This window comes from Streptomyces sp. NPDC007189, from assembly GCF_040703635.1.
Classification (GTDB): domain Bacteria; phylum Actinomycetota; class Actinomycetes; order Streptomycetales; family Streptomycetaceae; genus Streptomyces.
In genome coordinates, this window is sequence record NZ_JBEYEY010000006.1 from 126920 (window position 1) to 153016 (window position 26097).

Genomic DNA, 26097 nt, shown 5'->3' on the forward strand with positions numbered 1-26097 from the left:
GGGGGGCCGGCCGGTGCCGCCGTGGCCTGGTGCGGGGCTAGCCGTTTCGGTACGGCCGGCCCCGCAGCCCCTCCACCAGCAGGGTCAGGTACCGCCGGATCTCCCGCCCCTGCCCGTCGGCGAGTTCGGATGCCGTGGCAACCCCGTGGGCGAGCCGCAGCACGTCGATCGGCTCGACGTCGTCCCGCAGCGCTCCCTCCGCCCGTGCCGCCTCGACCAGCCTCGCGGCCGCGCCCTTCACCGTCGTCCCGCACGCCGTCAGCGCCGCCGAGCTGCCGTCCGCGACCGCCGAGCCCAGCAGCGCCTTCATCCCGCGCACCTGGATCGTGGCGACGCACAGCTCGTTCAGCCACTCCACCAGCGCCTCACCGGGCGGCAGTTGCTCCGCCAGCTCCGCCCCCCGCGCCCCCAGCGCCTCGATGCGGTCCACGTACGCCGCCTCCAGCAGCGCCTGCCGGGTTGGGAAGTGCCGGTAGAGCGTGCCGGAGCCGACGCCCGCCCGCTTGGCGATGTCGTCGAGTGACGCCTTCTCCCCATGCTCGGCGAAGGCCTCCGCCGCCACCTTCAGCAACCGCTCGTAGTTGCGCCGAGCGTCCGCGCGCATGGGCCTGACCTGCGTCATGCAGTAACTCCTTGCAAAGCGGGGACTCTCTCCGTATCTTATCGAGCACTAAACGGAGACAGTCCCCGCTTAACGCCGTCGTGCTCCGTGGGCAGCTCACCCATGCCTCGACTCTGCCGTACGCCGCCTCACCCCTGCCCACCGACGCCGCGTGCCCGGGGACGCCCAGACCGGGAGACCGCCATGTCCACCCCGTCCACACCGGCCACCACGGCCCTCGCGCCCGCCGCGCCCGCGCCGTCCGCGAGGCCCGGCACCACACTCCTCGTCATCGTCACCGCCTACCTGATGGTCGGCGTCGACTCCACCGTCGTCAACGTGGCGCTGCCCGACATCCAGCAGGCCCTGCACTTCAGCCCCACCGCCCTGTCCTGGGTGCTCAACGCCTACACCCTCGCCTTCGGCGGCCTGTTACTGCTCGGCGGACGCGCCGGCGACATCCTCGGCCGGCGCCGCGCCCTGACCTCGGGCGTCCTGCTCTTCGCCGCGTCCTCCCTGCTCGGCGGACTGGCCACCGGCGGCGCCTGGCTGCTCGCGGCCCGCGCGCTGCAAGGCCTCGGCGGCGCCCTCATCGCGCCCAGCACCCTCGCCTTGATCACCACCGGCTTCCCCGAGGGACCGCCCCGGCACCGCGCGCTCAGCGTCTACTCCTCCATGGCGGGCATCGGCGGCTCCGTCGGCCTGGTCCTCGGCGGCATGCTCACCTCCTGGGCGTCCTGGCGCTGGGCGCTGCTCATCAACGTGCCCCTGGGCATCGCCGTGGCGCTCGCCCTGCCCCGCTGCGTCGCGGAGACCCCGCGCCACGCGGGCCGGTTCGACCTGGCCGGCGCGCTGACCGGCACCGCCGGGACGACCTCGCTGGTGTACGGGTTCATCCGGGTGTCCGGGGCCGGCTGGAGCGACACCCGGGCCCAGCTCGGCTTCACCGCCGCGGCCGCGCTGCTGGCCGGCTTCGTGCTGGTCGAGGCGCGGGCGGGCGGGCCGGTGATGCCGCTGCGCCTGTTCGCCGACCGGAACCGGGCGGGCGGCTACGCGAGCATCCTGCTGCTGCCGGCCGGCATGTTCGGCGCCTTCTACTTCCTCACCCTGATCTGCCAGCGGGTGCTGCACTACAGCCCGTTCCGCGCGGGGTGCGCCTTTCTGCCCATGACGCTCGTGATGTTCACGACCGTACGGCTGGTGCCGCGCCTGCTGGCCCGCTTCGGCGTCAAGCCGGTGCTGCTGACCGGCATGACGCTGATCGCCGCGGGCACCGGCTGGCTGTGGCGGCTCGGGCCCGGGGACGGATACCTCGCCGGACTGCTCGGCCCGCTCCTGCTGCTGGGCCTGGGCGTGGGCCTGAGTTTCATGCCGCTGAACGCGACGATCCTGTCCGCCGTCGAGCCGGGGGAGGCGGGCGCGGCCTCGGGACTGCTGCAGACCCTGCAGTGGCTCGGCGGCACGGTCGGGCTGTCCGTGCTGGTCACGGTGTACGGCACGGCCACCCGGCACGCGAGGGGCGGTCCGGCCCGGACCCTCGTCCACGGGGCGTCCCGCGCCTTCGGCTTCGGCTCGCTGATCGCGCTGGCCGCGCTGGCGGTGGCGGCGTCCGTGCTCACCGGCGGCAAACCCCGGACCGCGCACCGGACCTGAGCCGTCCACGCCCCTCCCCGTCTCCCAGGCGAGACGGGGAGCGGCTCGGGGGTCCCGGCGGTTACTGCTTCTGCCGCTTCCACGGCCCGGTGATGGCGAGCATGATGCCGGGCGTCTGGATGTTGGCGAACAGGGTCCTGCCGTCGGGCGAGAAGGTGACGCCGGTGAACTCGCTGTACTCCGGCTCCGCTTCGGTGCCGATGTTCAGCTCGTTGCGGGCGATCGGGTAGGTGCGGCCGCTGTCGGTGGCGCCGAACAGATGCTGGACGCCCTCGCCGTCCTCAGCGATGACGAGGCCGCCGTACGGGGAGACGGTGATGTTGTCCGGGCCGTCGAAGGCGCCGTCCTGCGCCGGGTCCGGATTCACGCCGAGCAGCACCTTCAGGGTGAGGGTGCGGCGCCCCGGGTCGTAGAACCAGACCTGGCCGTCGTGCTGGACGGGGCTCTCCTCGCGGGCGTAGGAGGAGACGATGTAGGCGCCGCCGTCGCCCCACCACATGCCCTCCAGCTTGCGGGCGCGGGTCACCTGGCCGGCGGCGAACTGCTTGCGCACGGAGACGGTCCTCGCGTCGCGGTCGGGCACGTCCACCCAGTCGACGCCGTACACGGTGCCGATCCTGGTGGCGCGGGAGAGGTCGTCGACGAACTGGCCGCCGGAGTCGAAGCACTTGAAGGCCTGGAGCACACCGGCGTCGTCGGCGAGGGTGCGCAGCTTGCCGCGGCCGTGGCGGAAGCCCTGCGGCGGGGTCCAGCGGTAGAGCAGGCCGTTGGGGCCGGCCGCGTCCTCGGTGAGGTACGCGTGCCCGCGCTTGGGGTCGATGACGACCGCCTCGTGGGCGTAGCGGCCGAAGGCCTTGATCGGCTCGGGGTCGCGGTTGGCCCGGCGGTCCTCGGGGTCGACCTCGAAGACGTAGCCGTGGTCCTTGGTCATGCCGTTCTGGCCGGCCTGGTCCTCGGTCTCCTCGCACGTCAGCCAGGTGCCCCAGGGGGTGGAACCGCCCGCGCAGTTGGTGGAGGTGCCGGCGATGCCGACCCACTCGGCGACATGGTCGCGGCGCACCTCGACGACCGTGCAGCCACCGGAGGCGGCGGGGTCGTAGACGAGGCCCTCGGTGAGCGGCACCGGGTACGTCCAGTTGGCGCGCGGGCCCTTCAGCTCGTGGTTGTTGACGAGGAGGGTGGTGCCGCGCGGACCCGCGAAGGCGGCGGTGCCGTCGTGGTTGGACGGCGTGAACTCGCCGGACTCCAGCGTGGTCTTGCCGCTGTAGGTGACGATCTGGTAGCTGAAGCCCGCGGGCAGGGCGAGGATGCCGTTCGGGTCGGGGACCAGCGGGCCGTAGCCGACGCCGTGTCCGCCGTGCGCCGGCTCCGCCCCGGCGCTGTCGGCGTCCGTCGCGGCGAGGGCGTTCGGCGCGGTGGCGAGCGCCCCGACGCTGCCCGCCAGGGCGATCCCGGCGCCGGTGATCGCGGAGGTTCTGGCGAAGTCCCTGCGGGTGAGCGACATGGTGTGTCTCCTACAGACGGTGGGAGTGCCGTGGAGGGTGGCGGACCTCGGTTCGGCGCACACGCTCCCGCCACACCTTGAACGGGAGTTGAACGGCGGGCTGCTTCAAAGGCCCTTGTTCAAGAATCCGTATGGCGCACCCCATGGCCGCCCCAAAGGCGACCCGCCGCGACGGCGCTCGCTCACAACGCCGAGGAGAAACCGGCCGTACCGCGAGGGCCTCAGGCCCCCTGCTGCGACCGCGCCTTGAACGCGGCCTTCCGCGCCTCCTTCGCCACCTTCTTGTCCGGGTGCAGCCGTCCCATCGCCTCCAGCACGTCGGCCGTGGCCGGGTGCTCCACCCGCCACGCGGCGGAGAAGAATCCGCTGTGCTGCGCGGCCAGCCCCTCGACCAGCGCCTGGAGTTCCTCCGAGTTGCCCTCGGCGGCCAGTTGCGCGGCCAGCGTGTCGACGGTCAGCCAGAACACCATCTCCTCGGACGGCGCCGGCACCCCGGCCATCCCCCGCTCGCTCAGCCAGACGCGGGCCAGGCCGCCCAGTTCGGGATCGTCCAGCACCTCCCGCAACGCGGGCTCGGCCTCGGCGCCGACCAGGGACAGGGCCTGCTGGCAGCGCAGCCTGCGCAGCGGCGCGCCCGCGTCCGTGCCCCGGGCCGCGGCGAGCAACTCCCGGGCGGCGGCGAGCGGTTCACGCCGTTCGAGCCACTGCTCGGTCTCGGCCCGCGCCGCGGCCTGACCGAAGCCGGCCATGCCGTCGAGCAGCGCGTCCGCGCCCTTGTCGGCGAGTTCGCCGACCGCCGGCGCCGCGAACCCGGCGTCCAGCAGCCGCGCCCGCAGCCCGTACACCCCGAGCGGGGTGAGCCGGACCATGCCGTAGCGCGCGACGTCGGTGTCGTCCAGCGGCGCGCCCGGCTCCTCCTCCGGGTCGGCCATCAGCGCCTCGTCCACCGGCCGGTACTCCACCAGACCGACCGGCTCCAGCATCCGGAACTGGTCGTCCAGGCGCATCATCGCGTCCGAGACCTGCTGCAGGACGTCGTCGGTGGGCTCGCCCGGGCCGTCGGGGACGATCACCGAGGCGGCGAGGGCGGGCAGCGGGACCGGCGCGTCGCCGGGGCCGCCCTCACTCACCGTCAGCAGATACAGATTGCCGAGGACGCCGTCGAGGAACGCGGCCTCCGCGTCCGGGTCCCAGCCGAGTGACGGGAAATCGACCTTGCCGCCCTCGTCCAGGGCGTCGGCCAGACCGTCCAGATCGGGCACGCTCGCGTCGGCGACGACGGTCTCCAGCGCGGTCAGCCACACGGAGAGCACGTCGGCCGGGGAGCCGCCGGTGAGCAGCTTCAGCTCCTCGCCCGCCCGGACCGTGCCGGCCTCCTCGTCCACGATCTCGACCAGCCCCGTGTCCACGGCGACCCGCCAGGCCTCGCTGGCGTCCGCGGCGGCGTCGTCACCGCTCAGTCCGAGCAGCTCGGCGGCGGCCGGAAGCTGCTCCTCGACCAGGGCGCCGCCGGCGTCCACCCGGGTGCCGGGCCCGGCCCAGCGGGCGAGGCGGGCGGCACGGGAGAGCAGCGGCGTGGACAGCGCTGCGCGGGCCAGCTCCGCTTCGGAGTGCAGCCGTACGGGCGGCAGGGGGGAGCTGTCTGACATCGGCTGGATCTCCTCGGAGCGTGAAACGGGCTCAGCCGCTCAGCCTAGACGGATTTCGCCCCATGCCGCCCGGTTCATCTCCCCGTCAGCGGCCGTACATGGCTGAAACCTTGACAACTCCCCGGCGCAGGCAGGAGATTGACGCGCGTAGAAGTTGGGGGGACGACCGTTCACTCGGCTCTACGCGTGTCACGGAGGGCTACGACCCCCACACGCACCCGTACCACCCTCGTCCCGGCGCATCGTCACGTCCCCGGAGGGATCCCTTGCCGAGCAGGTCTTCCACGCGCCTCGCCGCGCTCACCGTCGCCGCCGTCTGCAGCGCGGCGTCCGCCGTCGCCCTCACCTCCCCCGCGCACGCCGACTCGGTGCGCGTCCACGACATCCAGGGCACGACCCGAATATCGCCGTTCGCCGGGCAGAAGGTGACGGACGTGCCCGGCATCGTCACGGCCACGCGCACGTACGGCTCCTCCAGAGGCTTCTGGCTCCAGGACCCGACCCCGGACGACGACCCGGCCACCAGCGAGGGCGTCTTCGTCTTCACCAGCTCCACGCCGAAGGTCGCGGTCGGCGACTCGGTGACGGTGACCGGCATGGTCTCCGAGTACGTCCCGGGCGGCGCCTCCACCGGCAACCAGTCCCTGACGGAGATCACCAAGCCGGTGATCACCACGGTCTCCACCGGCAACCCGGTCCCCGCGCCGGTCGTGATCGACGAGAACGCGGTGCCGGACGCGTACACACCGCAGGGCGACACCGCGGCCGGCGGCTCGGTCAACACCCTCCCCCTGGACCCGTCGAAGTACGCCCTGGACTACTACGAGTCCCTGGAGGGCATGAACGTCCAGGTCGCCGACACCCGCGTGGTCACCGCCACCGACCCCTACAGCGAGCTGTGGGTCACGGTGAAGCCGCAGGAGCACGCCGGCAGCCGCGGCGGCACGGTCTACGGCTCCTACGACTCCCAGAACACCGGCCGCCTGCAGATCCAGTCGCTGGGCTCCACCGCCGACTTCCCGAAGGCGAACGTCGGCGACACCCTGGAGGGCGCCACCACCGGCCCGCTCGACTTCAACCAGTACGGCGGCTACACCCTCGTCGCGAGCAAGCTCGGCACGCTGAAGAGCGCCGGCCTGGAGCGCGAGACGACGCGGAAGCAGGCGGGCCGCGAGCTGGCGGTGGCGACCTACAACGTCGAGAACCTCGACCCCTCGGACAGCACCTTCGCCCAGCACGCGTCCGCGATCGTGAACAACCTGCAGTCGCCGGACATCGTGTCCCTGGAGGAGATCCAGGACGACAACGGCGCCACGGACGACGGTACGGTCGACGCGAGCGTCACCGTGAACAAGCTGATCGACGCGATCGTCGCGGCGGGCGGCCCGACGTACGACTGGCGCTCGATCGACCCGGTCAACGACCAGGACGGCGGCGAGCCGGGCGGCAACATCCGCCAGGTGTTCCTGTTCAACCCCGAGCGGGTGTCCTTCGTGGACCGCGCGGGCGGCGGCTCCACCACCGCGGTCGGCGTCACCAAGGAGAACGGCAAGGCCGGGCTGACGGCCTCCCCGGGCCGCATCGACCCGACGAACGCCGCCTGGAAGGACAGCCGCAAGCCGCTCGTCGGCCAGTTCCTCTTCCGCGGCAAGACGGTCTTCGTGATCGCCAACCACCTGATCTCCAAGGGCGGCGACCAGGGCCTGACCTCCCAGTACCAGCCGCCGACGCGCAGCTCGGAGATCCAGCGCCACGCGCAGGCCACCGAGGTGAACGCCTTCGTCGACGACATCCTCAAGGTCCAGAAGAACGCGAACGTCATCGCACTGGGCGACATGAACGACTTCGAGTTCTCCGAGACGGCGCAGCTCCTCGAGGGCGACGGCGAACTGTGGTCGGCGATCAAGTCGCTGCCGAAGAGCGAGCGTTACACCTACGACTACCAGGGCAACGAGCAGGTGCTGGACCAGATCCTGATCAGCCCGGCGATCCGGCGCGGCTGCGACTTCGAGTACGACAGCGTGCACATCAACTCGGAGTTCAACGACCAGATCAGCGACCACGACCCGCAGGTGCTGCGCTTGCGCCCGTGACCTGTGTCAGGACCGGCCGAACACCCCGTTCAGCCAGTCGTGCCAGGCGGCCTCGTTCGCCTCGGCGTCGGCGTCCGGCGCGAAGTCGTGGACGCTGATGCCGAGCGGGGCGCCCCAGTGGCCGCGCCCGAAGAAGCGGATGAGGGCGTGGTCGGTGCGCAGCCCGATGAAGTACGGATTGCGGTAGTCGAGTACGGCGTCCAGGGGCCCGCCGGGCCCTCGGACGCTCACCTTCGCACCGGCGGCCGCGTCGTCCCCCAGCCCGAGGGCGCGCGCGGCGGCGGCGAGCGCCCGCGGGCTCGCCGAGGCCGCGGGCCCGTTCACCTGGGCGAAGGCGACCGGCCGGGGCGCGAAGTGGGTGAGGTACTCGCACAGGGTGTGCAGATAGAAGTTGGTGTGCTTGCTGGCGCCGTCGTACTGGTTGTTCCAGTCGTCGGTGAAGATGCCGCTGTGCACATAGCGCACCCAGGCGCGGCGGCCCTCGTCGCGGGGCTCGATGGTGTAGTCGAGCTGGTTGACCGACTGGGTCGGCATGCCGACGTTCTCGCTGCGACTGCTGTAGCGGTGCGGCGGATCCCAGGCGGTGACGGTGGACCCGAACGGCCCCCTGCCGCCCTCCCGGGGCTCGGGCGGGTCCATGGGCCACAGATAGCCGCCGGTGCCGGTGGTGACGGCCTCCCACACCTTCTCGGGCGGCACGTCCACCTCGAACTCGCGGACGATCTCGAATTCCTCGGGCATGTCGGGACTCCTGCTCACTGGTCCAGTGCGGGGACCTTGACCGTGGGATGCAGGGCGACGACGATCCGGTGGTCGCGCCCGCCCTCGGCGTCCGGGGCGTCGTACTTGCGGATCAGCGCGCTCACGCCCGCCGTCAGCTCCTGCACGAAGGCGGCCCGGTCGGCGGCCGAGGCGAAGCGGACCTGCCCGTCCAGCGCGTAGGTCGCCAGCCCCTTCCGGGCCCGCGCGGCTCCGGTGATCAGCGCGCCGACGTCCCGCACCAGCCGGGCGCCGAGCGCGAGCAGCCACCGCGCGGACAGCTGATCCCGGAAGCGGTCGGGATCCGGCTGCACGCCCGGAAGAGCGGCGGGCGAAATGACGTACGACGCGGCGGTCGCCCGCATCAGCCGCTCGGTGACGTTGCCCTTGCGGCGCTCCCCGGCCAGCTCGACCAGGCCGTGCCGCTCCAGCGCCTTGAGGTGGTAGTTCACCTTCTGCCGGGGCAGTCCGACCTTGCCGGCCAGCATCGTCGCCGAGGCGGGCTCCACGGCCAGCTCGGCGAGCAGCCGGGCCCGGATGGGGTCCAGCGACACGGCCGCCGCCTCGGGGTCCTCGATCACGGTCACGTCCAGCATGCCCACACCCTCCCACCGAAAACTTTTTTTGTCCACGGTGGGGCGCAGGTCAGCGTCGCCTCATCCGCGCAATACCCGCGGCGACCGCGGCGGCGACACCCGCAACGCCCGCGATCACCGCCGGCCGCCGCAGCCGTACGAGGATCCGCGTGGCCCTGCCCTGAACAGCGACGGCCTGCCCCTGTGCCGTATGCCCGGCGTGCCCGACCCGCCCCTGCACGACATGCCCCACGTCAGCCATCCGGCCCTGCACGGCATGCCCGGCATGGGCGGCCTTGCCCTGCATGACGTGCCCGGCGTGCGCGGCCTTGCCCTGCACCGCATGCCCGGCCTGGGCGGCGCTGACCCGCAGCTGCACGGTCATGGCGCCGGCCTTGTCCCGCAGATCGGCGGCCCGCACCCGGGCCCGCCCCTTCATGTCGGCCTTGCCGACCAACTGGGCCACGGTGCCCCCGAGTTGGTGCCTGGCGTGCTCGATCTGCTGCCGCAGCTCGTCGGGCCCCTTGGCCCCCGTGCGATGCGGAATCCTGTGCTTCATCGGTGTGCCCTTTCCCTGATCGCGTCGGTGTCCGTCTCCTGAGGCCGCGTACGGCGGGAGGGGACGTGCCGGGTGGTGTCCGCCCGCGGCGGCCGGCGCACACGCCGGGTACCCCTACGGCAGGCAGCCCGCCGGACCGAGGACGGACACCACCCGGCGCGGCACCGACTCACAGACCACCGTAGGCGCGCCCCCGGCCACGACGCACCCGCACGGGCCGCCGCAGGCATCGAACGCACGACGCACCCGCAGTGACCCGCGCGCCGAAGACGCACCGACCAGACCGCCTCAAGCCAGCGGGTACCCGGAGAGCCGACCGTTAGACCGTGTCACCCGAGCCCCGGTCCCGCACCCCCACCCCCACCCCCACGCTCACCGAGCCGAGCGAGTTGACTCTGGAACCAGTCGAGCCGAGCCTGCAACAACGCGGCCTCGGCCACGAGTTCGGGCACTCCCAGCTCCGCCCCCGCCGCCAACTCGGCGGAGCCAAGCCCCGTACCCCCACCGCGCGCAACCACCCGCAGCCCCTCCCCGGCCAGCCGGGCGAACCCGGCGAGCGAGACGGACGTACGCCCGCGCACACAACCGGCGCACACCGGGGCGAGCCCCCGCCACCCCGGCCTGCCCCACCCGGCGTCGGCGAGCGCGACGGCGGTACCGCCGCAGGCACACGGCCCGGCGAGGGCCGTACGCACCCGCTGCCGGCCGTACCGGAACCCGCGCTCGAAGCGGATGTACGCACCGAGCACGGAGACCTCCAGCAGCAGGGCCGTACGGTGCTCGCCGGCGCACAGCATGGCCTCCGCGGCGGCACGGTCGTGGACGCAGTGGAACCCGCAGTCGCACAGCCGGGCCGGCGGCCGGTGCCGGCGTCCGTAGACGCAGGCGGCGTCGTCGAGGACGCCGTACGGCAGCGCGCCGCCGAGCGACACTCCGGTGAACCCGGCCCGGGTGCCGTCCTGGGACAGCACCGGGTGGGCGATCTTGTAACCGGTCGGCGGCTCCGTCGGGCGTTCCGCGGGGAGCCGCAGTCTCATCGGACGGCCGGAACCTCTTCGCGGCCCGGCTCGGGCGCTACGACGCGGGCGGTGTCCTCAGCAAGCGGTCCCCGCTCCTCGCGGACGACCTCCTCCCGGACAGCCTCTTCGCCGCGCGGCCGCTCCTCGGCGTATCCGGTGGCCAGTGCCTTGCCGAGCTTCATGGTGCCTCCCATGACGGACGTCGGTGACCCTCCGGCCATAGTGACCCATGAGGGGCCGAGTTGGACACAGGGCCTTCGCCGGCCACCCACTCCATTCAGCACTGCTTACTAATACCACTTAGCAGAATTAAGTAGAGCTTCACCTTGAGTCCGCCGACACTACCGTCATGACGACCACGCCCGCCACCACCCGCCGCCCCTTCGGCCGCACGCTCTGCGCGATGATCACGCCGTTCACCGAGGAGGGCGCCCTCGACCTGGACGGCGCCCGCGAGCTGGCCGAGTGGCTGGTGGCCGAGGGCTGCGACGGCCTGGTGCTGAACGGCACCACGGGCGAGTCGCCCACCACCACGGACGCGGAGAAGACGGAACTGGTCGCGGCCGTCCGGGAGGCCGTCGGCGACCGCGCCTCCCTGGTCACCGGGGTGGGCACGGCCGACACCCGGCACACCGTGGAGCTGGCCCGCGCGGCCGAGAAGGCGGGCGCCGACGGGGTGCTGGTGGTGACGCCGTACTACAGCAGGCCCCCGCAGGAGGCGCTGGAGGCGCACTTCCGCCAGGTCGCCGACGCGAGCGGGCTGCCCGTGATGCTGTACGACATCCCGGGCCGCACCGGCACCCGGATCGAGCCGCGGACGGTGATCCGCCTCGCCGAGCACCCGAGGATCGTCGCGGTCAAGGACTGCTCGTACGACTTCCTCGGCACCCAGAAGGTGCTGGCGCACACGGATCTCGCGTACTACGCGGGCTGCGACGAACACGTACTGGCGCTGTACGCGGTCGGCGCCGCGGGCTGCGTCAGCACGGTCGCCAACGCCGTACCCGGCCGGATCGCCGCGATCCTCGACGCGTTCGACGCCGGCGACACCGCCCGGGCGGCCGAACTCCAGCTGCGGGCGACGCCGTTGATCGAGGCGATGATGGCCGCGGGCCTGCCCGGTACGGTAACCGCCAAAGCACTCCTGGCACGCCTCGGCCGCCCCGCGGGCCCGGTACGCGCTCCCCTGCTGCCCGCGGACTGCGAGAGGACCGACGACCTACTGACCCGATACAAGCAACTCACCACCACCTGAGAGCCCACCCACCACCTGAACCCGAACCCGCACGTCTCCGCACCCGTACCCGCGCCGCCCCCGCCCCCACACAACTCACCGCTCGGCAAACACCGGCTCCCAGTCCCTGTCGCCGTACCAGTCATTCGGCTCCTGGAAGCCGCTGAGCGGCACGACCTCGCCGCTGCCGATCGTGACCAGCACCAGCCGCGGCCGGTACCGCTCCACGTTCGGATCCCGCTCCCAGGCGACGAGCCGCTTGTCGTCCGACCAGGCGACGAGTTGGGCGCCGCGCACGCGGATGATCTCCTTGCCGGTGAGCGGATCGCGGATGGAGGAGTACGACGTGTGGTGGGGCTCGGCCACCAGACCCCAGGCGGCGAGCCGCCCGTCCGGGGACAGTCTGGCGCTCACGTCCGACCGCAGGTGGCGTTCGTTCGCGGGTGCGGCGACCTTCCTGCCCCGGAAGTCGTAGAACTGCTGCATGCCGTCCCGCGGTCCGACGATCCGCGAGTACAGCAGGTCACCGGCGCGGCTGAAGGCGAAGTCCTCGCGGCCCGGGAACTCCCGGCCCGCCGCGACGGCGACCCAGGTGCCCTTGCCGGTGGCCACGTCCACGACGGCGAAGCCGGTGCGGGACAAGCCGTCGAACACCGGTCCCCACTCCGAGCGGCCGGTCCGCGAGTCGAGAACCTCCTGGAACCCGTCGGGATTGTCCGCGTAGGTCGTGGCGACCAGTCGGCGGCCGTCGCCGGAGAAGGCGAGTCCGCCGATGCCGTGCGACACGGGGATCCATCGTTCGACCTTTCGCGTGGCCAGGTCGAGCAGGCCGATCCGGGGGGCGGGCAGCGTCCGTTCCAGCACGGCGGCGGTCCTCAGGCCCGGGGCGACGGCCACGAACGACCACCGGTCGTCCTTCTCGTACCGGCCGGTCCCGGGGTTCAGCAGCCAGTACGTGCGTTCGCCGGTGGCGTGGCCGGAGCCGCGCGGCACGATCTGCACGGTGTAGTACGCGGCCATCGCGGACCGCCCGGCCGCGATCAGCTCGCGCGGCGGCCCCTGGTCGGGGTGGGCGACGACGTCACGGGAGTCCAGCACACCGGACGGCCGTACGTCGGTCTTCCCGCCGGAGTCCAGCAGCGGCACTCCGATGCCGACGGCGAGCACGGCGGCGGTGGCGACCGCCACGGACGCCAGCCGGCGGGTCCGGCGGCGCCGGCGGGCGCCGAGCACGCGGTCGGCGAACCCGGCCGGCGCCGGCGGCTGCTGCGCGGCCTGCTCGCGCAGGGCGTCGCGCACGAGGTCCTCGACGCTCACGGGCGCACCTCCACGGGCGAGAAGTCACGGGACGGCTGGTCCCGGCCGGGGTCCAGGGCCGCCAACTCGGGGGCGAGTTCCCGGAGTCGGGCCAGGGAGCGATGGGTGGTGGACCGTACGGTGCCGACGGAGCAGCCCAGGATCCGGGCCACGTCGGCCTCGGGGAGGTCCTCGAAGTACCGGAGCACCAGCACGGTGCGCTGCCGGGCGGTGAGCCGGGCGAGGGCCGCGCGCAGCACGAGCCGCAGCTCGGCGGCGCCGGACGCGTCCGGGGCCACGGAGTCCTCCGGCGGTTCGGCGACGGTCACCTCCCGCCGCGGCCACTTCAGCCGCCAGCGGCTGATCTGCTGCCGGTACAGGACACGCCGGACGTACGCCTCCGGCTCGTCGATCCGCTGCCACCGTCCGGCCGCCTTGACCAGCGCGTTCTGCAGCAGGTCCTCGGCGGCGTGCCGGTCGCCGCCGGTCAGCAGGACGGCGGTCCTCAGCAGCGCGGACGACCTGCCGGCCACGAACTGCCGGAAATTCTCCTGCGCTTCGGCATCCATCGTCACCTTCTCTTCCCCCGGGGCCCCGTCATCCGGCCCCTCCACCCCTCCCGACGCCCCCAGCCACCCCCTGCTATGCCTCACCCCGCAGGAGAATCCGGGCGCACGGTGGTGCCGGCATGACACAGCGCCCTCCGCCACACGGGGCGGAGGGCGCTGCTGCGCGCGTGGTGGGTCAGTTGTGGCTGTGGAGGATGTCGTTCAGGCCGCCCCAGACCGCGTTGTTCGGGCGGGCCTCGACCGTGCCGGTGACCGAGTTGCGGCGGAAGAGGATGTTGGAGGCGCCGTTGAGCTCGCGGGCCTTGACGATCTGGCCGTCGGGCATGGTGATCCGGGTGCCGGCGGTGACGTAGAGGCCGGCCTCGACCACGCACTCGTCGCCGAGGGCGATGCCCACGCCCGCCTCAGCGCCGATCAGGCAGCGCTCGCCGATGGAGATGATCACGTTGCCGCCGCCGGACAGGGTGCCCATGGTGGAGGCGCCGCCGCCGATGTCGGAGCCGTCGCCGACCACGACGCCCGCGGAGATCCGGCCCTCGACCATGGAGGTGCCGAGCGTGCCGGCGTTGAAGTTGACGAAGCCCTCGTGCATGACGGTGGTGCCCTCGGCGAGGTGCGCGCCGAGGCGGACCCGGTCGGCGTCGGCGATGCGGACACCCTTCGGGGCGACGTAGTCCGTCATGCGCGGGAACTTGTCGATCGAGGTCACCTGCAGGTGCAGGCCCTCGGCGCGGGCGTTCAGGCGCACCTTCTCGATGTCGTCCACCGCGACCGGGCCGAGCGAGGTCCAGGCGACGTTGGCGAGGTGGCCGAAGATGCCGTCCAGGCTCTGGCCGTGCGGCTTGACCAGGCGGTGCGAGAGCAGGTGCAGGCGCAGGTAGACGTCGTGGGCGTCGATCGGCTTCTCGTCCAGCGAGGCGATGACCGTACGGACCGCGACCACCTCGACGCCCCGGCGGGCGTCCGGGCCGGTCGCCGCGGTCGCGCCGCCGCCCAGCAGCTCGGCCGCCTGCTCGGCGGTGAGCCGCTCGGTGCCGGCCGGGCCCGGCTCCTCGACCAGCTCGGGGGCCGGGAACCAGGTGTCGAGAACGGTGCCGTCGGAGGCGATCGTGGCGAGGCCGGCGGCGACGGCGCCGGTGGTGCGGGTAGCAGACTCGGTCATGGAACAAAACCTAACGTGGGCGGGGTGGTCAGGGCGAACCGCGTCTCACGTGCCGGGCGCCGCTTCAGGGGATCAGCCGAGCCAGCACCTCACGCGCGCGCTCCTCGTCGTAGGAACCGCCCGTGAGCAGCACCTCCAGACAGATCCCGTCCATCAGGGCCACCAGCGCCCGCGCCGTCACCTCGTCCACCCGCGCGGCCAGCCGGCCCGCCGTCTCCTGCGCCCACTGGGCGGCGACGGGGCGCAGGGCCGGGCGGCGCAGGGCCGCGAGGTACAGCTCGTACTCCAGCTCGACGCCCGGCCGGTCGCGGCCCAGCCACTCGCCGAGGACCCGGGCGAGGCCGGCCGCGAGGTCGTCGCCGCCGTCCGCCAGGACGCCGCTCGCGTCGAGCACCCGCGCGAACCCCTCGTTGGCCTGGCACAGGGCGGCCACCAGCAGGTCGTCCAGGGTGGCGAAGTGGTAGGTGGTGGAGCCGAGCGGGACGTCCGCCTCGGCGGCGACCGTACGGTGGCTGAGCCCGGCGATGCCGTCGCGGGCGGCCACCCTGAGGGCCGCGTCGATGATCCGCTGCCGCCGCTCGGGGTCGTAGCGCCGCCCCATCAGTGACTCGCCCCGCCGAGGTTCAGCACGACCACTCCGCCGATGATCAGCAGGATGCCGCCGACCTTGGCGAGGCTCAGCCCCTCCCCGAAGAGGAGCAGGCCGAGCAGGGCGATGGCGGCGGTGCCGACGCCGGACCAGATCGCGTACGCCGTGCCGATCTGGACGGTCTTCAGCGTCTGGGCGAGCAGCGCGAAGGAGACCAGGTAGCCCAGGGCCGTCACGAGGGAGGGCCACAGCCGGCTGAATCCCTCGCTGTACTTCATCGCCGTCGTCGCGGCGACCTCGGCGGCGATGGCGCCGGCGAGCGTCAGATATCCCATGTGTACGAGCGTACACAACGTTGCGTACGGCCGTACGCATCGGCCGCCGGACGCCTGGTGGCCGAGGAGTTGGATCCGGGCACGCGAAAAGGGGCCGCGGCGTGCTGCCGCGGCCCCTTTTCGCTCGCTTGGTGTCAGACGTTGAACCCGAGCGCCCGAAGCTGCTCGCGGCCGTCGTCCGTGATCTTGTCGGGGCCCCACGGGGGCATCCAGACCCAGTTGATGCGCAGTTCGTTGACGAGGCCGTCCGTGGCGGACTTGGCCTGGTCCTCGATGACGTCCGTCAGCGGACAGGCCGCCGAGGTCAGGGTCATGTCGACGGTCGCCACATTGGAGTCGTCGATGTGGATGCCGTAGATCAGGCCGAGGTTGACGACGTCGATGCCCAGCTCGGGGTCGACCACGTCCATCAGGGCCTCGCGGAGTTCCTCCTCCGAGACCGGCTTCATCTCAGCGGTGTCGCTCATGCCGTCTTCCTTTCGGCGTCGGCGCCACCCAGCGCCTGGGCCGTCGCGTCCTTCCACGCCATCCAGCTCAGGAGGGCGCACTTGACCCGCGCGGGGTACTTGGAGACACCGGCGAACGCGACCGCGTCCTCCAGGATGTCCTCCATTGCGTCGTCCGGCTCGATCCTGCCCTTGGACTGCATCAGCTCCAGGAAGGTCTCCTGGATCTTCTGCGCGTCGGCCAGGTCCTTGCCGACCAGCAGCTCGTTCAGCACGGAGGCGGAGGCCTGGCTGATCGAGCAGCCCTGGCCCTCGTAACTGACGTCCGCGATCTGCGTGCCGTCGTACTTCACGCGGAGGGTGATCTCGTCGCCGCACGTCGGGTTCACATGGTGCACCTCGGCGTCGCCATCCCGCAGACCACGCCCGTGCGGGTTCTTGTAGTGGTCCAGGATGACTTCCTGGTACATGGAGTCCAGCTTCACGGTTTCAGCTCACGCCTCTCAGCCGAAGAAGTTCCGTACGTGCTCCAGTCCGTCGACCAGAGCGTCGATCTCGGCCGGCGTGGAGTACAGATAGAACGACGCTCGCGTGGTCGCAGGAATTCCGTACCGGAGGCAGACCGGACGGGCGCAGTGGTGGCCGACGCGGACCGCGATGCCCTGCTCGTCCAGGACCTGGCCCACGTCGTGCGGGTGGATGTCGCCCAGCGTGAAGGAGATCGCGGCCCCCCGGTCCTCGGCCGTCATCGGGCCGATGATCCTCAGGTCCGGGACCTTCTGCAGCTGCTGCACCGCGTACTCGGTGAGCGCGTGCTCATGGGCGAGGATCTTCTCCATGCCGATCGACTGGAGGTAGTCGATCGCCGCGCCGAGACCGACCGCCTGCGCGATCGGCGGCGTGCCCGCCTCGAACTTGTGCGGCGCCGGGGCGTACGTCGAGGAGTGCATCGAGACGGTCTCGATCATCTCGCCGCCGCCGAGGAACGGGGGCAGGTCCTCCAGCAGCTCCTGGCGGCCCCAGAGCACGCCGATGCCGGTCGGGCCGCACATCTTGTGGCCGGTGAAGGCCACGAAGTCGGCCTGCAGGGCCTGCACGTCCAGCGGCATGTGCGGGGCGGCCTGGGAGGCGTCGATGCACACCAGCGCACCGACCTCCTGCGCCCGGCGCACTATGGCCTCGACCGGGTTGACCGTGCCCAGGATGTTCGACACCAGCACGAAGGAGACGATCTTCGTCTTCTCCGTGATGATCTCGTCGATGTTGGACAGGTCCAGGCGGCCGTCGTCCGTGAGACCGAACCACTTCAGCTTCGCGCCCGTGCGCTGCGCGAGCAGCTGCCACGGCACGATGTTGGAGTGGTGCTCCATCTCCGTGATGACGATCTCGGTCTCGTGGTCCACCCGGTAGGGCTCGTCGGCCCAGCCCAGCATGTTCGCCACGAGGTTCAGCGACTCCGAGGCGTTCTTGGTGAAGATCACCTCGTCGCGGCTGGGCGCGTTGATGAACGCGGCGACCTTGTCGCGCGCGCCCTCGTACAGCGCCGTGGCCTCCTCGGCGAGCACATGCACACCGCGGTGGACGTTGGCGTTGTAGCGCTCGTAGTACTCGCTCAGGGCGTCCAGCACCTGGCGCGGCTTCTGCGACGTCGCCGCGTTGTCCAGGTAGACGAGCTTCCGGTCGTCATGGACCAGCCGGTCCAGGATGGGGAAGTCCTTGCGGATCGCCTCGGTGTCGAGGAGGCCCGGCAGCTGTGTCACGCGGATGCGCCACCCTTCGTGTATGCCTCGTAGCCCTCGTCCTCCAGCTTGTCGGCGAGCTCGGCGCCACCGGACTCCACGATCCGGCCGGCGGAGAAGACGTGGACGAAGTCGGGCTTGATGTAGCGCAGGATGCGCGTGTAGTGCGTGATCAGCAGGGTGCCGACCTCGCCGGTCTCGCGGATGCGGTTGACACCCTCGGAGACGATGCGCAGGGCGTCGACGTCCAGGCCGGAGTCGGTCTCGTCCAGGATCGCCATCTTCGGCTTGAGCAGCTCGAGCTGGAGGATCTCGTGGCGCTTCTTCTCACCGCCGGAGAAGCCCTCGTTGACGTTGCGCTCGGCGAAGGACGGGTCCATGTGAAGGCGCTCCATGGCCTCCTTGACCTCCTTCACCCAGGTGCGCAGCTTCGGGGCCTCGCCGCGGATGGCGGTGGCGGAGGTGCGCAGGAAGTTGGAGACCGAGACGCCGGGGACCTCGACCGGGTACTGCATCGCCAGGAACAGACCGGCGCGGGCGCGCTCGTCGACGGACATCTCCAGGACGTCCTCGCCGTCGAGGGTGACGGTGCCGCTGGTGATCGTGTACTTCGGGTGACCCGCGAGGGAGTAGGCGAGGGTCGACTTGCCGGAGCCGTTGGGGCCCATGATGGCGTGCGTCTCGCCCTGCTTCACGGTGAGGTCGACGCCCTTGAGGATCTCCTTCGTGGCGTTGTCGGCCTCGACGGTGACGTGCAGGTCTCGGATTTCAAGCGTTGCCATGGGTGCCTCAGGACTCCTGGGTGAGGGAGACGAGAACGTCGTCCCCTTCGATCTTGACGGGGTATACGGGGACGGGGCGCGTCGCCGGAAGGCTGTCGGGCTTGCCGGAGCGGAGGTCGAAGCGCGAGCCGTGCAGCCAGCACTCGATGTGGCAGTCGTCGACCTCGCCCTCGGAGAGGGAGACGTTCGCGTGGGAGCAGATGTCGTGGATGGCGAACACCTCGCCCTCGGTCTTCACGACCGAGACCGGCGTGCTGTCGATCTCCACCCGCTTCGGGGTGTCCTCCTCCAGCTCGCTCAGCCCGCAGACGCGTACGAAGCTCATGCGACCGAAGCCTCCAGCTCCTCCTCGATCTTGGCGAGCAGGCGCTCCTCGATGTCCGGGACACCGATCTGCTGGACCAGCTCGGCGAAGAAGCCGCGGACCACCAGGCGGCGGGCCTCGTGCTCCGGGATGCCGCGGGCCATCAGGTAGAAGAGCTGCTCGTCGTCGAAGCGGCCGGTGGCGGAGGCGTGGCCGGCGCCGACGATCTCACCGGTCTCGATCTCCAGGTTCGGCACCGAGTCGACGCGCGCGCCGTCCGTGAGGACGAGGTTGCGGTTCATCTCGTAGGTGTCCGTGCCCTCGGCCTTGGCCTCGATGAGCACGTCGCCGATCCAGACCGCGTGCGCGTCGTCGCCCTGGAGCGCGCCCTTGTAGACGACGTTCGACTTGCAGTGCGGGGTGTTGTGGGTGACCAGCAGGCGGTGCTCCTGGTGCTGCCCGGCGTCGGTGAAGTACAGGCCGAACAGCTCGGCCTCGCCGCCGGGGCCGGCGTACGTCACGCGCGGGTGCAGGCGGACCACGTCACCGCCGAAGGTGACGACGACCGACTTGAAGGAGGCGTCCCGGCCGATCAGCGCGTTGTGCTGGGCGACGTGGACGGCCTTGTCGTCCCAGTCCTGGACGGAGACGACGGTCAGCTTGGCGCCGTCGCCCAGGATGTAGTCGAGGTTGGCGGCGAGCACGGCGTCACCGGTGTGGTCGATGACGACGACGGCCTCGGCGAAGGCGCCCAGCTCGATCACCTGGTGGGCGAAGGCGACCCCGCCCTCGCCGTGCGCGGCGATCCGGATCGGCTCGGTGAGCACCGTCTCCTTGGGGACGGTGACCACGCCGGCCTTCTCGAACGCCGAGTACGCCTGGGCGGCGACCCGGTCCACCGGGGTGCCCGCCCTGCCGAGCCGCGCGTCGTCGCGGCCGACGGTCTCGACGACGACGCCCTCGGGGGCCTGGACGGTGACCTTCACGCCCCCGCCGTTCGCGACGGCGGTGCCGTCGTGCAGCCCGCGCAGGCGCTCCAGCGGGGTGAACCGCCACTCCTCCTCGCGGCCGTGCGGGACCGGGAAGTCCGCCACGTCGAAGGAGGGGGGCGCGCTCATGCGCGAGACGACGGTCGACTCCGCGGCGACCGCGATGGAGCCCGCGGTGGTGGAACCCACGGGGATGTTCTGGGCCTCAGCCATGGCTGTCGTATTGCTCGCTTTCTCAGGTCAGTGGCTTGACGGGGGGACTGCGGGCCGGTGACTAACCGACCGCGCCCTCCATCTGCAGCTCGATCAGCCGGTTGAGCTCCAGCGCGTACTCCATGGGCAGCTCCTTGGCGATCGGCTCGACGAAGCCGCGCACGATCATCGCCATCGCCTCGTCCTCGGACAGGCCACGGCTCATCAGGTAGAAGAGCTGGTCCTCGGAGACCTTGGAGACGGTGGCCTCGTGGCCCATGGACACGTCGTCCTCGCGGACGTCGACGTACGGGTACGTGTCCGACCGGGAGATGGTGTCGACGAGCAGCGCGTCGCACAGCACGTTCGACTTCGACCCGGCGGCGCCCTCGCCGATCTCGATCAGACCACGGTAGGAGGTACGGCCGCCACCGCGCGCCACCGACTTGGAGACGATGTTGGACGAGGTGTTCGGCGCCATGTGGACCATCTTGGCGCCGGCGTCCTGGTGCTGGCCCTCGCCCGCGAAGGCGATGGACAGGGTCTCGCCCTTGGCGTGCTCGCCCATCAGGTAGACGGCCGGGTACTTCATCGTCACCTTGGAGCCGATGTTGCCGTCGATCCACTCCATGGTCGCGCCCTCGTAGGCCACGGCGCGCTTGGTGACCAGGTTGTAGACGTTGTTCGACCAGTTCTGGATGGTCGTGTAGCGGCAGCGGGCGTTCTTCTTGACGATGATCTCGACGACCGCGGAGTGCAGCGAGTCCGACTTGTAGATCGGGGCGGTACAGCCCTCGACGTAGTGCACGTAGGCACCCTCGTCGACGATGATCAGGGTCCGCTCGAACTGGCCCATGTTCTCCGTGTTGATGCGGAAGTAGGCCTGCAGCGGGATCTCGACGTGGACGCCCTTCGGCACGTAGATGAAGGAGCCCCCGGACCACACCGCGGTGTTCAGGGCCGCGAACTTGTTGTCACCGGCGGGGATGACGGTCCCGAAGTACTCCTTGAAGAGCTCCGGGTGCTCCTTCAGCGCGGTGTCGGTGTCGAGGAAGATGACGCCCTGCTCCTCCAGGTCCTCGCGGATCTGGTGGTAGACGACCTCCGACTCGTACTGGGCGGCGACACCGGCGACCAGGCGCTGCTTCTCGGCCTCCGGGATGCCCAGCTTGTCGTAGGTGTTCTTGATGTCCTCGGGCAGGTCCTCCCAGGACTCCGCCTGCTTCTCCGTGGAGCGCACGAAGTACTTGATGTTGTCGAAGTCGATGCCCGAGAGGTCCGAGCCCCAGTTCGGCATCGGCTTCTTCTCGAAGAGCTTCAGGCCCTTCAGGCGCAGCTTGGTCATCCACTCCGGCTCGGACTTCTTCCCCGAGATGTCGCGGACGACGTCCTCATTCAGGCCACGCCTGGCGGAGGCACCGGCCACGTCGGAGTCGGCCCAGCCGTATTCGTACTTGCCCAGGCCCTCGAGTTCGGGGTGGGCAGTCTCCGTGGGGAGAGTCATGCGGGGTTCCTCCCGGCCGTGCTTGCAGGTGCGTCGGTGGATGTCTTGGGGATGAACGTCGTGCAGACGCCGTCGCCGTGCGCGATGGTCGCCAGTCGCTGGACGTGGGTACCCAGCAGCTCGGCGAAGATCTCCGTCTCCGCCTCGCACAGCTGCGGGAACTGCTCCGCGACATGGGCGACCGGGCAGTGGTGCTGGCACAGCTGCTCGCCGACCGGTGCGCTGCGCGCCGTAGCAGCGTACCCGTCCACGCTCAGGGCCTTGGCCAGCGCTTCGGCCCGCTTGTCCGGGCCGACCGCCTCGATCGCCTTGCGGTAGGCGCTCGCCTGGGCCGCGATGCGGGCGCGGGCGAAGGCGGCGACGGCCTCGGGTCCGCCACCCTGCTCGGCGATCCAGCGGAGCGCGTCCGTGGCGAGCTTGTCGTAGGACTGGTCGAAGGCGTCCCGGCCGCAGTCGGTCAGCGCGAAGACCTTGGCGGGGCGCCCGCGCGTGCGCGTGCCGTACACGCGCTGTTCGCGGGCCTCCACCACGTTCTCCGCGACGAGCGCGTCCAGGTGGCGCCGTACGGCCGCCTGGGTGAGTCCCAGCCGGCCGGCGAGTTCGGCGACGGTCGACGGGCCGTGGTCCAGGATGGAGCGCGCGACGCGGTTGCGCGTGGAGCGCTCACCGGTCGCGAACTCTTCCTGAGGGGCCCCCAGGGGGGTCTCCCGAGCCTCGCCGACGTTTTTCACAACGCCATTGTTGCGTAATTCCCGAGAGCCTGACAAGCGGCGTCCGGATCACCGGGCGGTGCCCTGCGTCACTTAGGCATGCCTAATGCGACCTGCGGAAACGATCTTTGATCGATCAGTCGTCCGATAACCGGGTGACACCCCGCCACCCGTCCGGGAAGACTCCCCACCATGCCGACACCCCCTCCGACCGGCCCTCTCGTCACCCGGGACACCGTCGCCGCACAGCTGCGCCTGCTGGGCGTCGGGCCCGGCGAGATCCTCCTGGTGCACTCCTCGCTCCGCTCACTCGGCTGGGTGAACGGAGGCGCCGTCGCCGTCGTCCAGGGGCTCCTCGACGCCCTCGGCCTTTCGGGCACCCTCGTCGTCCCCACCCAGTCGGCCGACCTGTCCGACCCCGCGCTGTGGAGCAGGCCGCCCGTGCCGCCGCAGTGGTGGGACCGGATCCGGGCCACCATGCCGCCGTACGACCCGCTGATCACGCCCTCGCGCGGGGTCGGCGTGATCCCGGAAACCGTGCGGACCTGGCCGGGCGCCCTGCGCAGCGCGCATCCGCACACCTCCTTCGCGGCACTCGGCCCGCACGCGCGGGAGATCACCGACGGCCACGCCCCCGACTGCCGGCTCGGCGAGCGCAGCCCGCTGGCCCGGCTGGAGAAGCTCGGCGCCCGGGTGCTGCTGCTCGGCGCGGGCTACGACGCCTGCACCAGCTTCCACCTGGCCGAGTACCGCATCCCCGCGCCGCTGGTCCAGGTGGGCCGGCCCGCGCCGGGCGGCGGCTGGGAGACGGTGACGGAGGTGTCGATCAGCTCCGACCGCTTCGACGAGCTGGGCCACGACTTCGAGCGGGACCGGCCGGTCGTACGCGGAAAGGTGGGCGCGGCGGACGTACGGCTGTTCCCCGTGGCGGACGCCGTGGCCTATGCCGAGCGGTGGCTGCCGGTGCACCGGCCCCGGGAGGAGTGAGTTCTCCTACCCGGCCGCCTGACCGGCAAGCGGTCTCCCTAGACTCTGGACCCATGCGAAGTGAGCCCGTGGTCCAGGTCCACGCCCTGGTGAAGCGGTACGGCACGAAGACCGCGGTGGACGGCCTCGACCTGGTGGCCGAGGCGGGCGTGACCGCCGTACTCGGTCCGAACGGGGCCGGGAAGACGACCACGGTCGAGACCTGCGAGGGGTACCGGAAGCCGGATTCCGGCACGGTGCGCGTCCTGGGCCTCGACCCGGTACGGCAGTCCGCCGAGCTGCGGCCCCGGATCGGGGTGATGCTCCAGTCCGGCGGCGTGTACTCCGGCGCCCGGGCCGACGAGATGCTGCGGCACGTGGCCAAGCTGCACGCGCATCCGCTGGACGTGGACGCGCTGATCGAGCGGCTGGGGCTGGGCAGCTGCGGCCGGACCTCCTACCGGCGGCTCTCCGGCGGGCAGCAGCAGCGGCTGGCGCTCGCCATGGCCGTCGTCGGGCGCCCGGAGCTGGTCTTCCTCGACGAGCCGACGGCCGGCCTGGACCCGCAGGCCCGCCGGGCCACCTGGGACCTGGTGAGGGACCTGCGCGCCGACGGCGTCTCGGTGATCCTCACCACGCACTACATGGAAGAGGCCGAGCAGCTCGCCGACGACGTGGCGATCATCGACGGCGGCCGGGTCATCGCCCAGGGCTCCCCGGAGGAGCTGTGCAAGGGCGGCGCCGAGAACACCCTGCGCTTCACCGGCCGCCCCGGCCTCGACGTGGGTTCCCTGCTGAAGGCCCTCCCGGCCTCCTGCACCGCCGCCGAGCTGACCCCGGGCAGCTACCGGGTCGTCGGCAAGGTGGACCCGCAGCTGCTGGCCACCGTGACCTCCTGGTGCGCCCAGCACGGCGTGATGCCGGACCGCATCTCGGTGGAACGGCACACGCTGGAGGACGTCTTCCTGGAGCTGACCGGCAAGGAGCTGCGCTCATGACCACCGCCACGGGTACCTACTCCCCGAAGCCGGGTGCGGCGCCCCTCTCCCGCATGATCGCGGCGCAGGCGGCGCTGGAGACGAAGATGCTGCTGCGCAACGGCGAGCAGCTGCTGCTGACCGTGGTCATCCCGACCCTGCTGCTGGTGCTCTTCAGCTCGGTCGACATCGTGGACACCGGCAAGGGCAAGGCGGTGGACTTCCTCACCCCCGGCGTCCTGGCCCTCGCCGTGATGTCGACGGCGTTCACCGGGCAGGCCATCGCGACCGGCTTCGAGCGCCGCTACGGCGTGCTCAAGCGACTCGCCGCCTCGCCGCTGCCCCGCTGGGGCCTGATGACCGCCAAGACGGCGTCCGTGCTGGTCACGGAGGTCCTGCAGGTGGTCCTGCTGACGGTCATCGCCTTCGCGCTGGGCTGGAGTCCGCACGGGGCTGGGACATTGACAAGCGTGGCCGCCGTCCTGCTCCTGCTGATCCTCGGCACGGCCGCCTTCTCCGGCCTGGGCCTGCTGATGGCGGGCACGCTGAAGGCGGAGGCGACCCTGGCCGCCGCCAACCTGGTCTTCCTGCTGCTGCTCGTCGGCGGCGGGGTCATCGTGCCGCTGGAGAAGTTCGGCCCGGGCGCGCAGCACGTCCTGGGACTGCTGCCCATCTCCGCGCTGTCGGACGGCCTGCGGGACGTCCTCCAGCACGGCGCCGGCATGCCGTGGGGCGACCTGGGGATCCTGGCCGTCTGGGCCGTCGTCGCCCTCGCCGCGGCCGGGAAGTTCTTCCGCTGGGAGTGAGCCGTCACGGTGGACCCTCGTGAACGCGTGCACAGTGGACCCTCGTGAACGCGTGCACAAGCGGCGGCCTACGATGGTGGGCGTGCCCAAGCTGAACCCCGCGGACGCCGCAGCGGCCGTGCGCAACCCACTCGCCTTCATCGCCGAACGCTGGACCCCGGCCCCCCGGACGGTCCAGCGGGCGGCCCTCGCCGCACTCGTGATGTCGGTGGTCATCGTCGTCACCGGCGGCGCCGTCCGCCTCACCGGCTCGGGCCTCGGCTGTCCGACCTGGCCGGAGTGCACGGACGGCTCGCTGACCCCGACGACCGCGCTGAGCTATCACAGCGCGATCGAGTTCGGCAACCGCATGCTGACGTACGTGCTGTGCGCCGCCGTCGGCTGGGCGATCATCGCCGCCCGCGCCGAGAAGCCGCGCCGGCGCAGCCTGACCCGGCTGGGCTGGGCGCAGTTCTGGCTGGTCATGAGCAACGCGGTCCTCGGCGGCGTCGTGGTGCTCGTGGGCCTCAACCCGTACACCGTCGCGGCCCACTTCCTGCTGGCGACGGCCCTGGTCACCGTCGCCGCGGTGATGTGGCAGCGCACCCGCGAGGGCGACGGCGCGCCCCGGCCGCTGGTCGGCAAGGCCGTGCAGCAGCTGGTGTGGTTCCTGGTGGCGGCGTCCCTGCTGCTCATCGCGGTCGGCACGGTGGTCACCGGAGCGGGGCCGCACGCGGGTGACTCCAGTGACGTCAAGCGGATCCCCATCGACTGGGAGACCGTGGCCAAGCTGCACGCGGTGCTCGCCTGGATCGTGGTGACGCTGACGTTCGCGCTGTGGTTCGTGCTCAAGGCGGTGGACGCGCCGAAGGGACCGCTCGCCCGCACCCGCGACCTGTTCCTCATCCTGCTCGCCCAGGGCGTGATCGGTTACGTCCAGTACTTCACCCACCTGCCCGAGCTGCTGGTCGGCCTGCACATGCTCGGCTCCTGCCTGGTGTGGATCGGCGTCCTGCGCGTCCTGCTGGCCCTCCGCGAACGTCCCGGGAACGACGTGAGCCTCCCCGGCCCCTCGGCCGAGGTGACGGTGGGCACGCGCGCGTGAG

Annotated in this window: 28 protein-coding genes; 7 read left to right on the forward strand and 21 right to left on the reverse strand. The window is 71.6% G+C overall.

What is annotated here, in order from left to right:
- Positions 1–37: 37 nt before the first annotated feature.
- A complete protein-coding gene (locus AB0950_RS14770) occupies positions 38–622 on the reverse strand; it encodes a helix-turn-helix domain-containing protein (RefSeq protein ID WP_360571307.1) in 585 nt (194 codons plus the stop codon).
- 183 nt (positions 623–805) lie between these two features.
- Between AB0950_RS14770 and AB0950_RS14775 the strand changes: the two genes are divergently transcribed.
- A complete protein-coding gene (locus AB0950_RS14775; RefSeq protein WP_360571309.1) occupies positions 806–2254 on the forward strand; it encodes an MFS transporter in 1449 nt (482 codons plus the stop codon).
- 61 nt (positions 2255–2315) lie between these two features.
- On the opposite strand, the gene AB0950_RS14780 is transcribed toward AB0950_RS14775, so the two are convergent.
- Both AB0950_RS14780 and AB0950_RS14785 read right to left on the reverse strand, forming a co-directional pair.
- Positions 2316–3758 (reverse strand): alkaline phosphatase PhoX, encoded by a 1443-nt coding sequence (locus AB0950_RS14780; RefSeq protein ID WP_366778652.1) that lies wholly within the window; start codon positions 3756–3758, stop codon positions 2316–2318.
- Positions 3759–3979: 221 nt separating this feature from the next.
- Entirely contained in the window at positions 3980–5407 is a 1428-nt protein-coding gene (locus AB0950_RS14785; RefSeq protein WP_366778653.1) for a hypothetical protein, read from the reverse strand.
- A 266-nt stretch (positions 5408–5673) separates the two neighbouring features.
- Between AB0950_RS14785 and AB0950_RS14790 the strand changes: the two genes are divergently transcribed.
- Positions 5674–7500 carry an endonuclease/exonuclease/phosphatase family protein gene (locus AB0950_RS14790; RefSeq protein WP_366778654.1) on the forward strand — a complete coding sequence of 609 codons (1827 nt, stop codon included), beginning with the start codon at positions 5674–5676 and terminating at the stop codon, positions 7498–7500.
- Between the two features lie 6 nt (positions 7501–7506).
- On the opposite strand, the gene AB0950_RS14795 is transcribed toward AB0950_RS14790, so the two are convergent.
- From AB0950_RS14795 to AB0950_RS14815, 5 genes are all read right to left on the reverse strand, one after another.
- Positions 7507–8241, reverse strand: a complete 735-nt coding sequence (locus AB0950_RS14795) for an SRPBCC domain-containing protein (RefSeq protein ID WP_360150584.1) — start codon at positions 8239–8241, stop codon at positions 7507–7509.
- A gap of 14 nt (positions 8242–8255) precedes the next feature.
- The gene (locus AB0950_RS14800; RefSeq protein ID WP_361983900.1) at positions 8256–8855 is read right to left on the reverse strand and encodes a helix-turn-helix domain-containing protein; all 600 of its coding nucleotides are present in this window, start codon (positions 8853–8855) and stop codon (positions 8256–8258) included.
- Positions 8856–8904: 49 nt separating this feature from the next.
- Entirely contained in the window at positions 8905–9393 is a 489-nt protein-coding gene (locus tag AB0950_RS14805; RefSeq protein WP_366778655.1) for a DUF3618 domain-containing protein, read from the reverse strand.
- 329 nt (positions 9394–9722) lie between these two features.
- Entirely contained in the window at positions 9723–10430 is a 708-nt protein-coding gene (locus tag AB0950_RS14810) for a hypothetical protein (protein ID WP_366778657.1), read from the reverse strand.
- Entirely contained in the window at positions 10427–10594 is a 168-nt protein-coding gene (locus tag AB0950_RS14815) for a hypothetical protein (protein ID WP_360150572.1), read from the reverse strand. Before AB0950_RS14815 ends, AB0950_RS14810 begins: the two co-directional genes overlap by 4 nt.
- Positions 10595–10761: 167 nt before the next feature.
- On the opposite strand from AB0950_RS14815, the gene dapA reads away from it, so the two are divergent.
- Positions 10762–11667 carry a 4-hydroxy-tetrahydrodipicolinate synthase gene (gene dapA, locus AB0950_RS14820; RefSeq protein WP_366778658.1) on the forward strand — a complete coding sequence of 302 codons (906 nt, stop codon included), beginning with the start codon at positions 10762–10764 and terminating at the stop codon, positions 11665–11667.
- Between the two features lie 75 nt (positions 11668–11742).
- Here the strand turns inward: dapA and AB0950_RS14825 are convergent, their stop codons facing one another.
- The 13 genes from AB0950_RS14825 to AB0950_RS14885 all read right to left on the reverse strand — a co-directional run bounded on the left by AB0950_RS14825 (position 11743) and on the right by AB0950_RS14885 (position 22284).
- Positions 11743–12963, reverse strand: coding sequence for a WD40 repeat domain-containing protein (locus AB0950_RS14825; RefSeq protein ID WP_366778659.1), 1221 nt, complete (start codon positions 12961–12963; stop codon positions 11743–11745).
- Positions 12960–13511: a SigE family RNA polymerase sigma factor gene (locus tag AB0950_RS14830; protein WP_360571321.1), complete on the reverse strand. Its 552-nt coding sequence runs from the start codon at positions 13509–13511 to the stop codon at positions 12960–12962. The genes AB0950_RS14825 and AB0950_RS14830 overlap by 4 nt, the downstream gene beginning before the upstream one ends.
- Positions 13512–13686: 175 nt before the next feature.
- The gene (gene dapD, locus AB0950_RS14835) at positions 13687–14673 is read right to left on the reverse strand and encodes a 2,3,4,5-tetrahydropyridine-2,6-dicarboxylate N-succinyltransferase (protein ID WP_360150560.1); all 987 of its coding nucleotides are present in this window, start codon (positions 14671–14673) and stop codon (positions 13687–13689) included.
- Between the two features lie 64 nt (positions 14674–14737).
- Positions 14738–15274, reverse strand: coding sequence for a TetR family transcriptional regulator (locus AB0950_RS14840; RefSeq protein ID WP_360150557.1), 537 nt, complete (start codon positions 15272–15274; stop codon positions 14738–14740).
- Complete coding sequence (locus AB0950_RS14845; RefSeq protein WP_360150554.1) at positions 15274–15597, reverse strand: multidrug efflux SMR transporter; 324 nt, start codon at positions 15595–15597, stop codon at positions 15274–15276. The genes AB0950_RS14840 and AB0950_RS14845 overlap by 1 nt, the downstream gene beginning before the upstream one ends.
- 134 nt (positions 15598–15731) lie before the next feature.
- Complete coding sequence (locus AB0950_RS14850) at positions 15732–16064, reverse strand: metal-sulfur cluster assembly factor (protein WP_330340760.1); 333 nt, start codon at positions 16062–16064, stop codon at positions 15732–15734.
- Entirely contained in the window at positions 16061–16528 is a 468-nt protein-coding gene (gene sufU, locus AB0950_RS14855) for a Fe-S cluster assembly sulfur transfer protein SufU (RefSeq protein ID WP_330340759.1), read from the reverse strand. Before sufU ends, AB0950_RS14850 begins: the two co-directional genes overlap by 4 nt.
- Positions 16529–16546: 18 nt before the next feature.
- On the reverse strand, positions 16547–17803 hold the full coding sequence (locus AB0950_RS14860) for a cysteine desulfurase (RefSeq protein WP_360150550.1): 1257 nt from the start codon (positions 17801–17803) through the stop codon (positions 16547–16549).
- Positions 17800–18564 (reverse strand): Fe-S cluster assembly ATPase SufC, encoded by a 765-nt coding sequence (gene sufC, locus AB0950_RS14865; RefSeq protein ID WP_360571327.1) that lies wholly within the window; start codon positions 18562–18564, stop codon positions 17800–17802. The genes AB0950_RS14860 and sufC overlap by 4 nt, the downstream gene beginning before the upstream one ends.
- 7 nt (positions 18565–18571) lie before the next feature.
- Entirely contained in the window at positions 18572–18889 is a 318-nt protein-coding gene (locus AB0950_RS14870) for a non-heme iron oxygenase ferredoxin subunit (protein ID WP_360150544.1), read from the reverse strand.
- A complete protein-coding gene (gene sufD, locus AB0950_RS14875) occupies positions 18886–20070 on the reverse strand; it encodes a Fe-S cluster assembly protein SufD (protein ID WP_360150541.1) in 1185 nt (394 codons plus the stop codon). Before sufD ends, AB0950_RS14870 begins: the two co-directional genes overlap by 4 nt.
- A gap of 61 nt (positions 20071–20131) precedes the next feature.
- Positions 20132–21553, reverse strand: coding sequence for a Fe-S cluster assembly protein SufB (gene sufB, locus AB0950_RS14880; RefSeq protein ID WP_014671980.1), 1422 nt, complete (start codon positions 21551–21553; stop codon positions 20132–20134).
- Entirely contained in the window at positions 21550–22284 is a 735-nt protein-coding gene (locus AB0950_RS14885; RefSeq protein ID WP_366778660.1) for a metalloregulator ArsR/SmtB family transcription factor, read from the reverse strand. Before AB0950_RS14885 ends, sufB begins: the two co-directional genes overlap by 4 nt.
- A gap of 171 nt (positions 22285–22455) precedes the next feature.
- Between AB0950_RS14885 and AB0950_RS14890 the strand changes: the two genes are divergently transcribed.
- From AB0950_RS14890 to AB0950_RS14905, 4 genes are all read left to right on the forward strand, one after another.
- The gene (locus tag AB0950_RS14890) at positions 22456–23250 is read left to right on the forward strand and encodes an AAC(3) family N-acetyltransferase (protein ID WP_360150535.1); all 795 of its coding nucleotides are present in this window, start codon (positions 22456–22458) and stop codon (positions 23248–23250) included.
- A 53-nt stretch (positions 23251–23303) separates the two neighbouring features.
- Positions 23304–24227 (forward strand): ABC transporter ATP-binding protein, encoded by a 924-nt coding sequence (locus tag AB0950_RS14895; RefSeq protein WP_360150532.1) that lies wholly within the window; start codon positions 23304–23306, stop codon positions 24225–24227.
- Positions 24224–25012: an ABC transporter permease gene (locus AB0950_RS14900; RefSeq protein WP_360150529.1), complete on the forward strand. Its 789-nt coding sequence runs from the start codon at positions 24224–24226 to the stop codon at positions 25010–25012. Before AB0950_RS14895 ends, AB0950_RS14900 begins: the two co-directional genes overlap by 4 nt.
- 73 nt (positions 25013–25085) lie before the next feature.
- Complete coding sequence (locus tag AB0950_RS14905) at positions 25086–26096, forward strand: COX15/CtaA family protein (protein ID WP_360150994.1); 1011 nt, start codon at positions 25086–25088, stop codon at positions 26094–26096.
- Position 26097: the final 1 nt, after the last annotated feature.

What these genes read in the sequence shown, in the direction of transcription:
- AB0950_RS14815 (WP_360150572.1), bottom strand. Translation starts at nt 10,594, where the DNA reads ATGAAGCTCGGCAAGGCACTGGCCACCGGATACGCCGAGGAGCGGCCG.
- AB0950_RS14850 (WP_330340760.1), bottom strand. Translation starts at nt 16,064, where the DNA reads ATGAGCGACACCGCTGAGATGAAGCCGGTCTCGGAGGAGGAACTCCGC.
- dapD (WP_360150560.1), bottom strand. Translation starts at nt 14,673, where the DNA reads ATGACCGAGTCTGCTACCCGCACCACCGGCGCCGTCGCCGCCGGCCTC.
- sufB (WP_014671980.1), bottom strand. Translation starts at nt 21,553, where the DNA reads ATGACTCTCCCCACGGAGACTGCCCACCCCGAACTCGAGGGCCTGGGC.
- AB0950_RS14795 (WP_360150584.1), bottom strand. Translation starts at nt 8,241, where the DNA reads ATGCCCGAGGAATTCGAGATCGTCCGCGAGTTCGAGGTGGACGTGCCG.
- sufC (WP_360571327.1), bottom strand. Translation starts at nt 18,564, where the DNA reads ATGGCAACGCTTGAAATCCGAGACCTGCACGTCACCGTCGAGGCCGAC.
- dapA (WP_366778658.1), top strand. Translation starts at nt 10,762, where the DNA reads ATGACGACCACGCCCGCCACCACCCGCCGCCCCTTCGGCCGCACGCTC.
- AB0950_RS14900 (WP_360150529.1), top strand. Translation starts at nt 24,224, where the DNA reads ATGACCACCGCCACGGGTACCTACTCCCCGAAGCCGGGTGCGGCGCCC.
- sufD (WP_360150541.1), bottom strand. Translation starts at nt 20,070, where the DNA reads ATGGCTGAGGCCCAGAACATCCCCGTGGGTTCCACCACCGCGGGCTCC.
- AB0950_RS14870 (WP_360150544.1), bottom strand. Translation starts at nt 18,889, where the DNA reads ATGAGCTTCGTACGCGTCTGCGGGCTGAGCGAGCTGGAGGAGGACACC.
- AB0950_RS14905 (WP_360150994.1), top strand. Translation starts at nt 25,086, where the DNA reads ATGGTGGGCGTGCCCAAGCTGAACCCCGCGGACGCCGCAGCGGCCGTG.
- AB0950_RS14890 (WP_360150535.1), top strand. Translation starts at nt 22,456, where the DNA reads ATGCCGACACCCCCTCCGACCGGCCCTCTCGTCACCCGGGACACCGTC.
- AB0950_RS14805 (WP_366778655.1), bottom strand. Translation starts at nt 9,393, where the DNA reads ATGAAGCACAGGATTCCGCATCGCACGGGGGCCAAGGGGCCCGACGAG.
- AB0950_RS14810 (WP_366778657.1), bottom strand. Translation starts at nt 10,430, where the DNA reads ATGAGACTGCGGCTCCCCGCGGAACGCCCGACGGAGCCGCCGACCGGT.
- AB0950_RS14775 (WP_360571309.1), top strand. Translation starts at nt 806, where the DNA reads ATGTCCACCCCGTCCACACCGGCCACCACGGCCCTCGCGCCCGCCGCG.
- AB0950_RS14895 (WP_360150532.1), top strand. Translation starts at nt 23,304, where the DNA reads ATGCGAAGTGAGCCCGTGGTCCAGGTCCACGCCCTGGTGAAGCGGTAC.
- AB0950_RS14785 (WP_366778653.1), bottom strand. Translation starts at nt 5,407, where the DNA reads ATGTCAGACAGCTCCCCCCTGCCGCCCGTACGGCTGCACTCCGAAGCG.
- AB0950_RS14800 (WP_361983900.1), bottom strand. Translation starts at nt 8,855, where the DNA reads ATGCTGGACGTGACCGTGATCGAGGACCCCGAGGCGGCGGCCGTGTCG.
- AB0950_RS14830 (WP_360571321.1), bottom strand. Translation starts at nt 13,511, where the DNA reads ATGGATGCCGAAGCGCAGGAGAATTTCCGGCAGTTCGTGGCCGGCAGG.
- AB0950_RS14840 (WP_360150557.1), bottom strand. Translation starts at nt 15,274, where the DNA reads ATGGGGCGGCGCTACGACCCCGAGCGGCGGCAGCGGATCATCGACGCG.
- AB0950_RS14845 (WP_360150554.1), bottom strand. Translation starts at nt 15,597, where the DNA reads ATGGGATATCTGACGCTCGCCGGCGCCATCGCCGCCGAGGTCGCCGCG.
- AB0950_RS14780 (WP_366778652.1), bottom strand. Translation starts at nt 3,758, where the DNA reads ATGTCGCTCACCCGCAGGGACTTCGCCAGAACCTCCGCGATCACCGGC.
- AB0950_RS14770 (WP_360571307.1), bottom strand. Translation starts at nt 622, where the DNA reads ATGACGCAGGTCAGGCCCATGCGCGCGGACGCTCGGCGCAACTACGAG.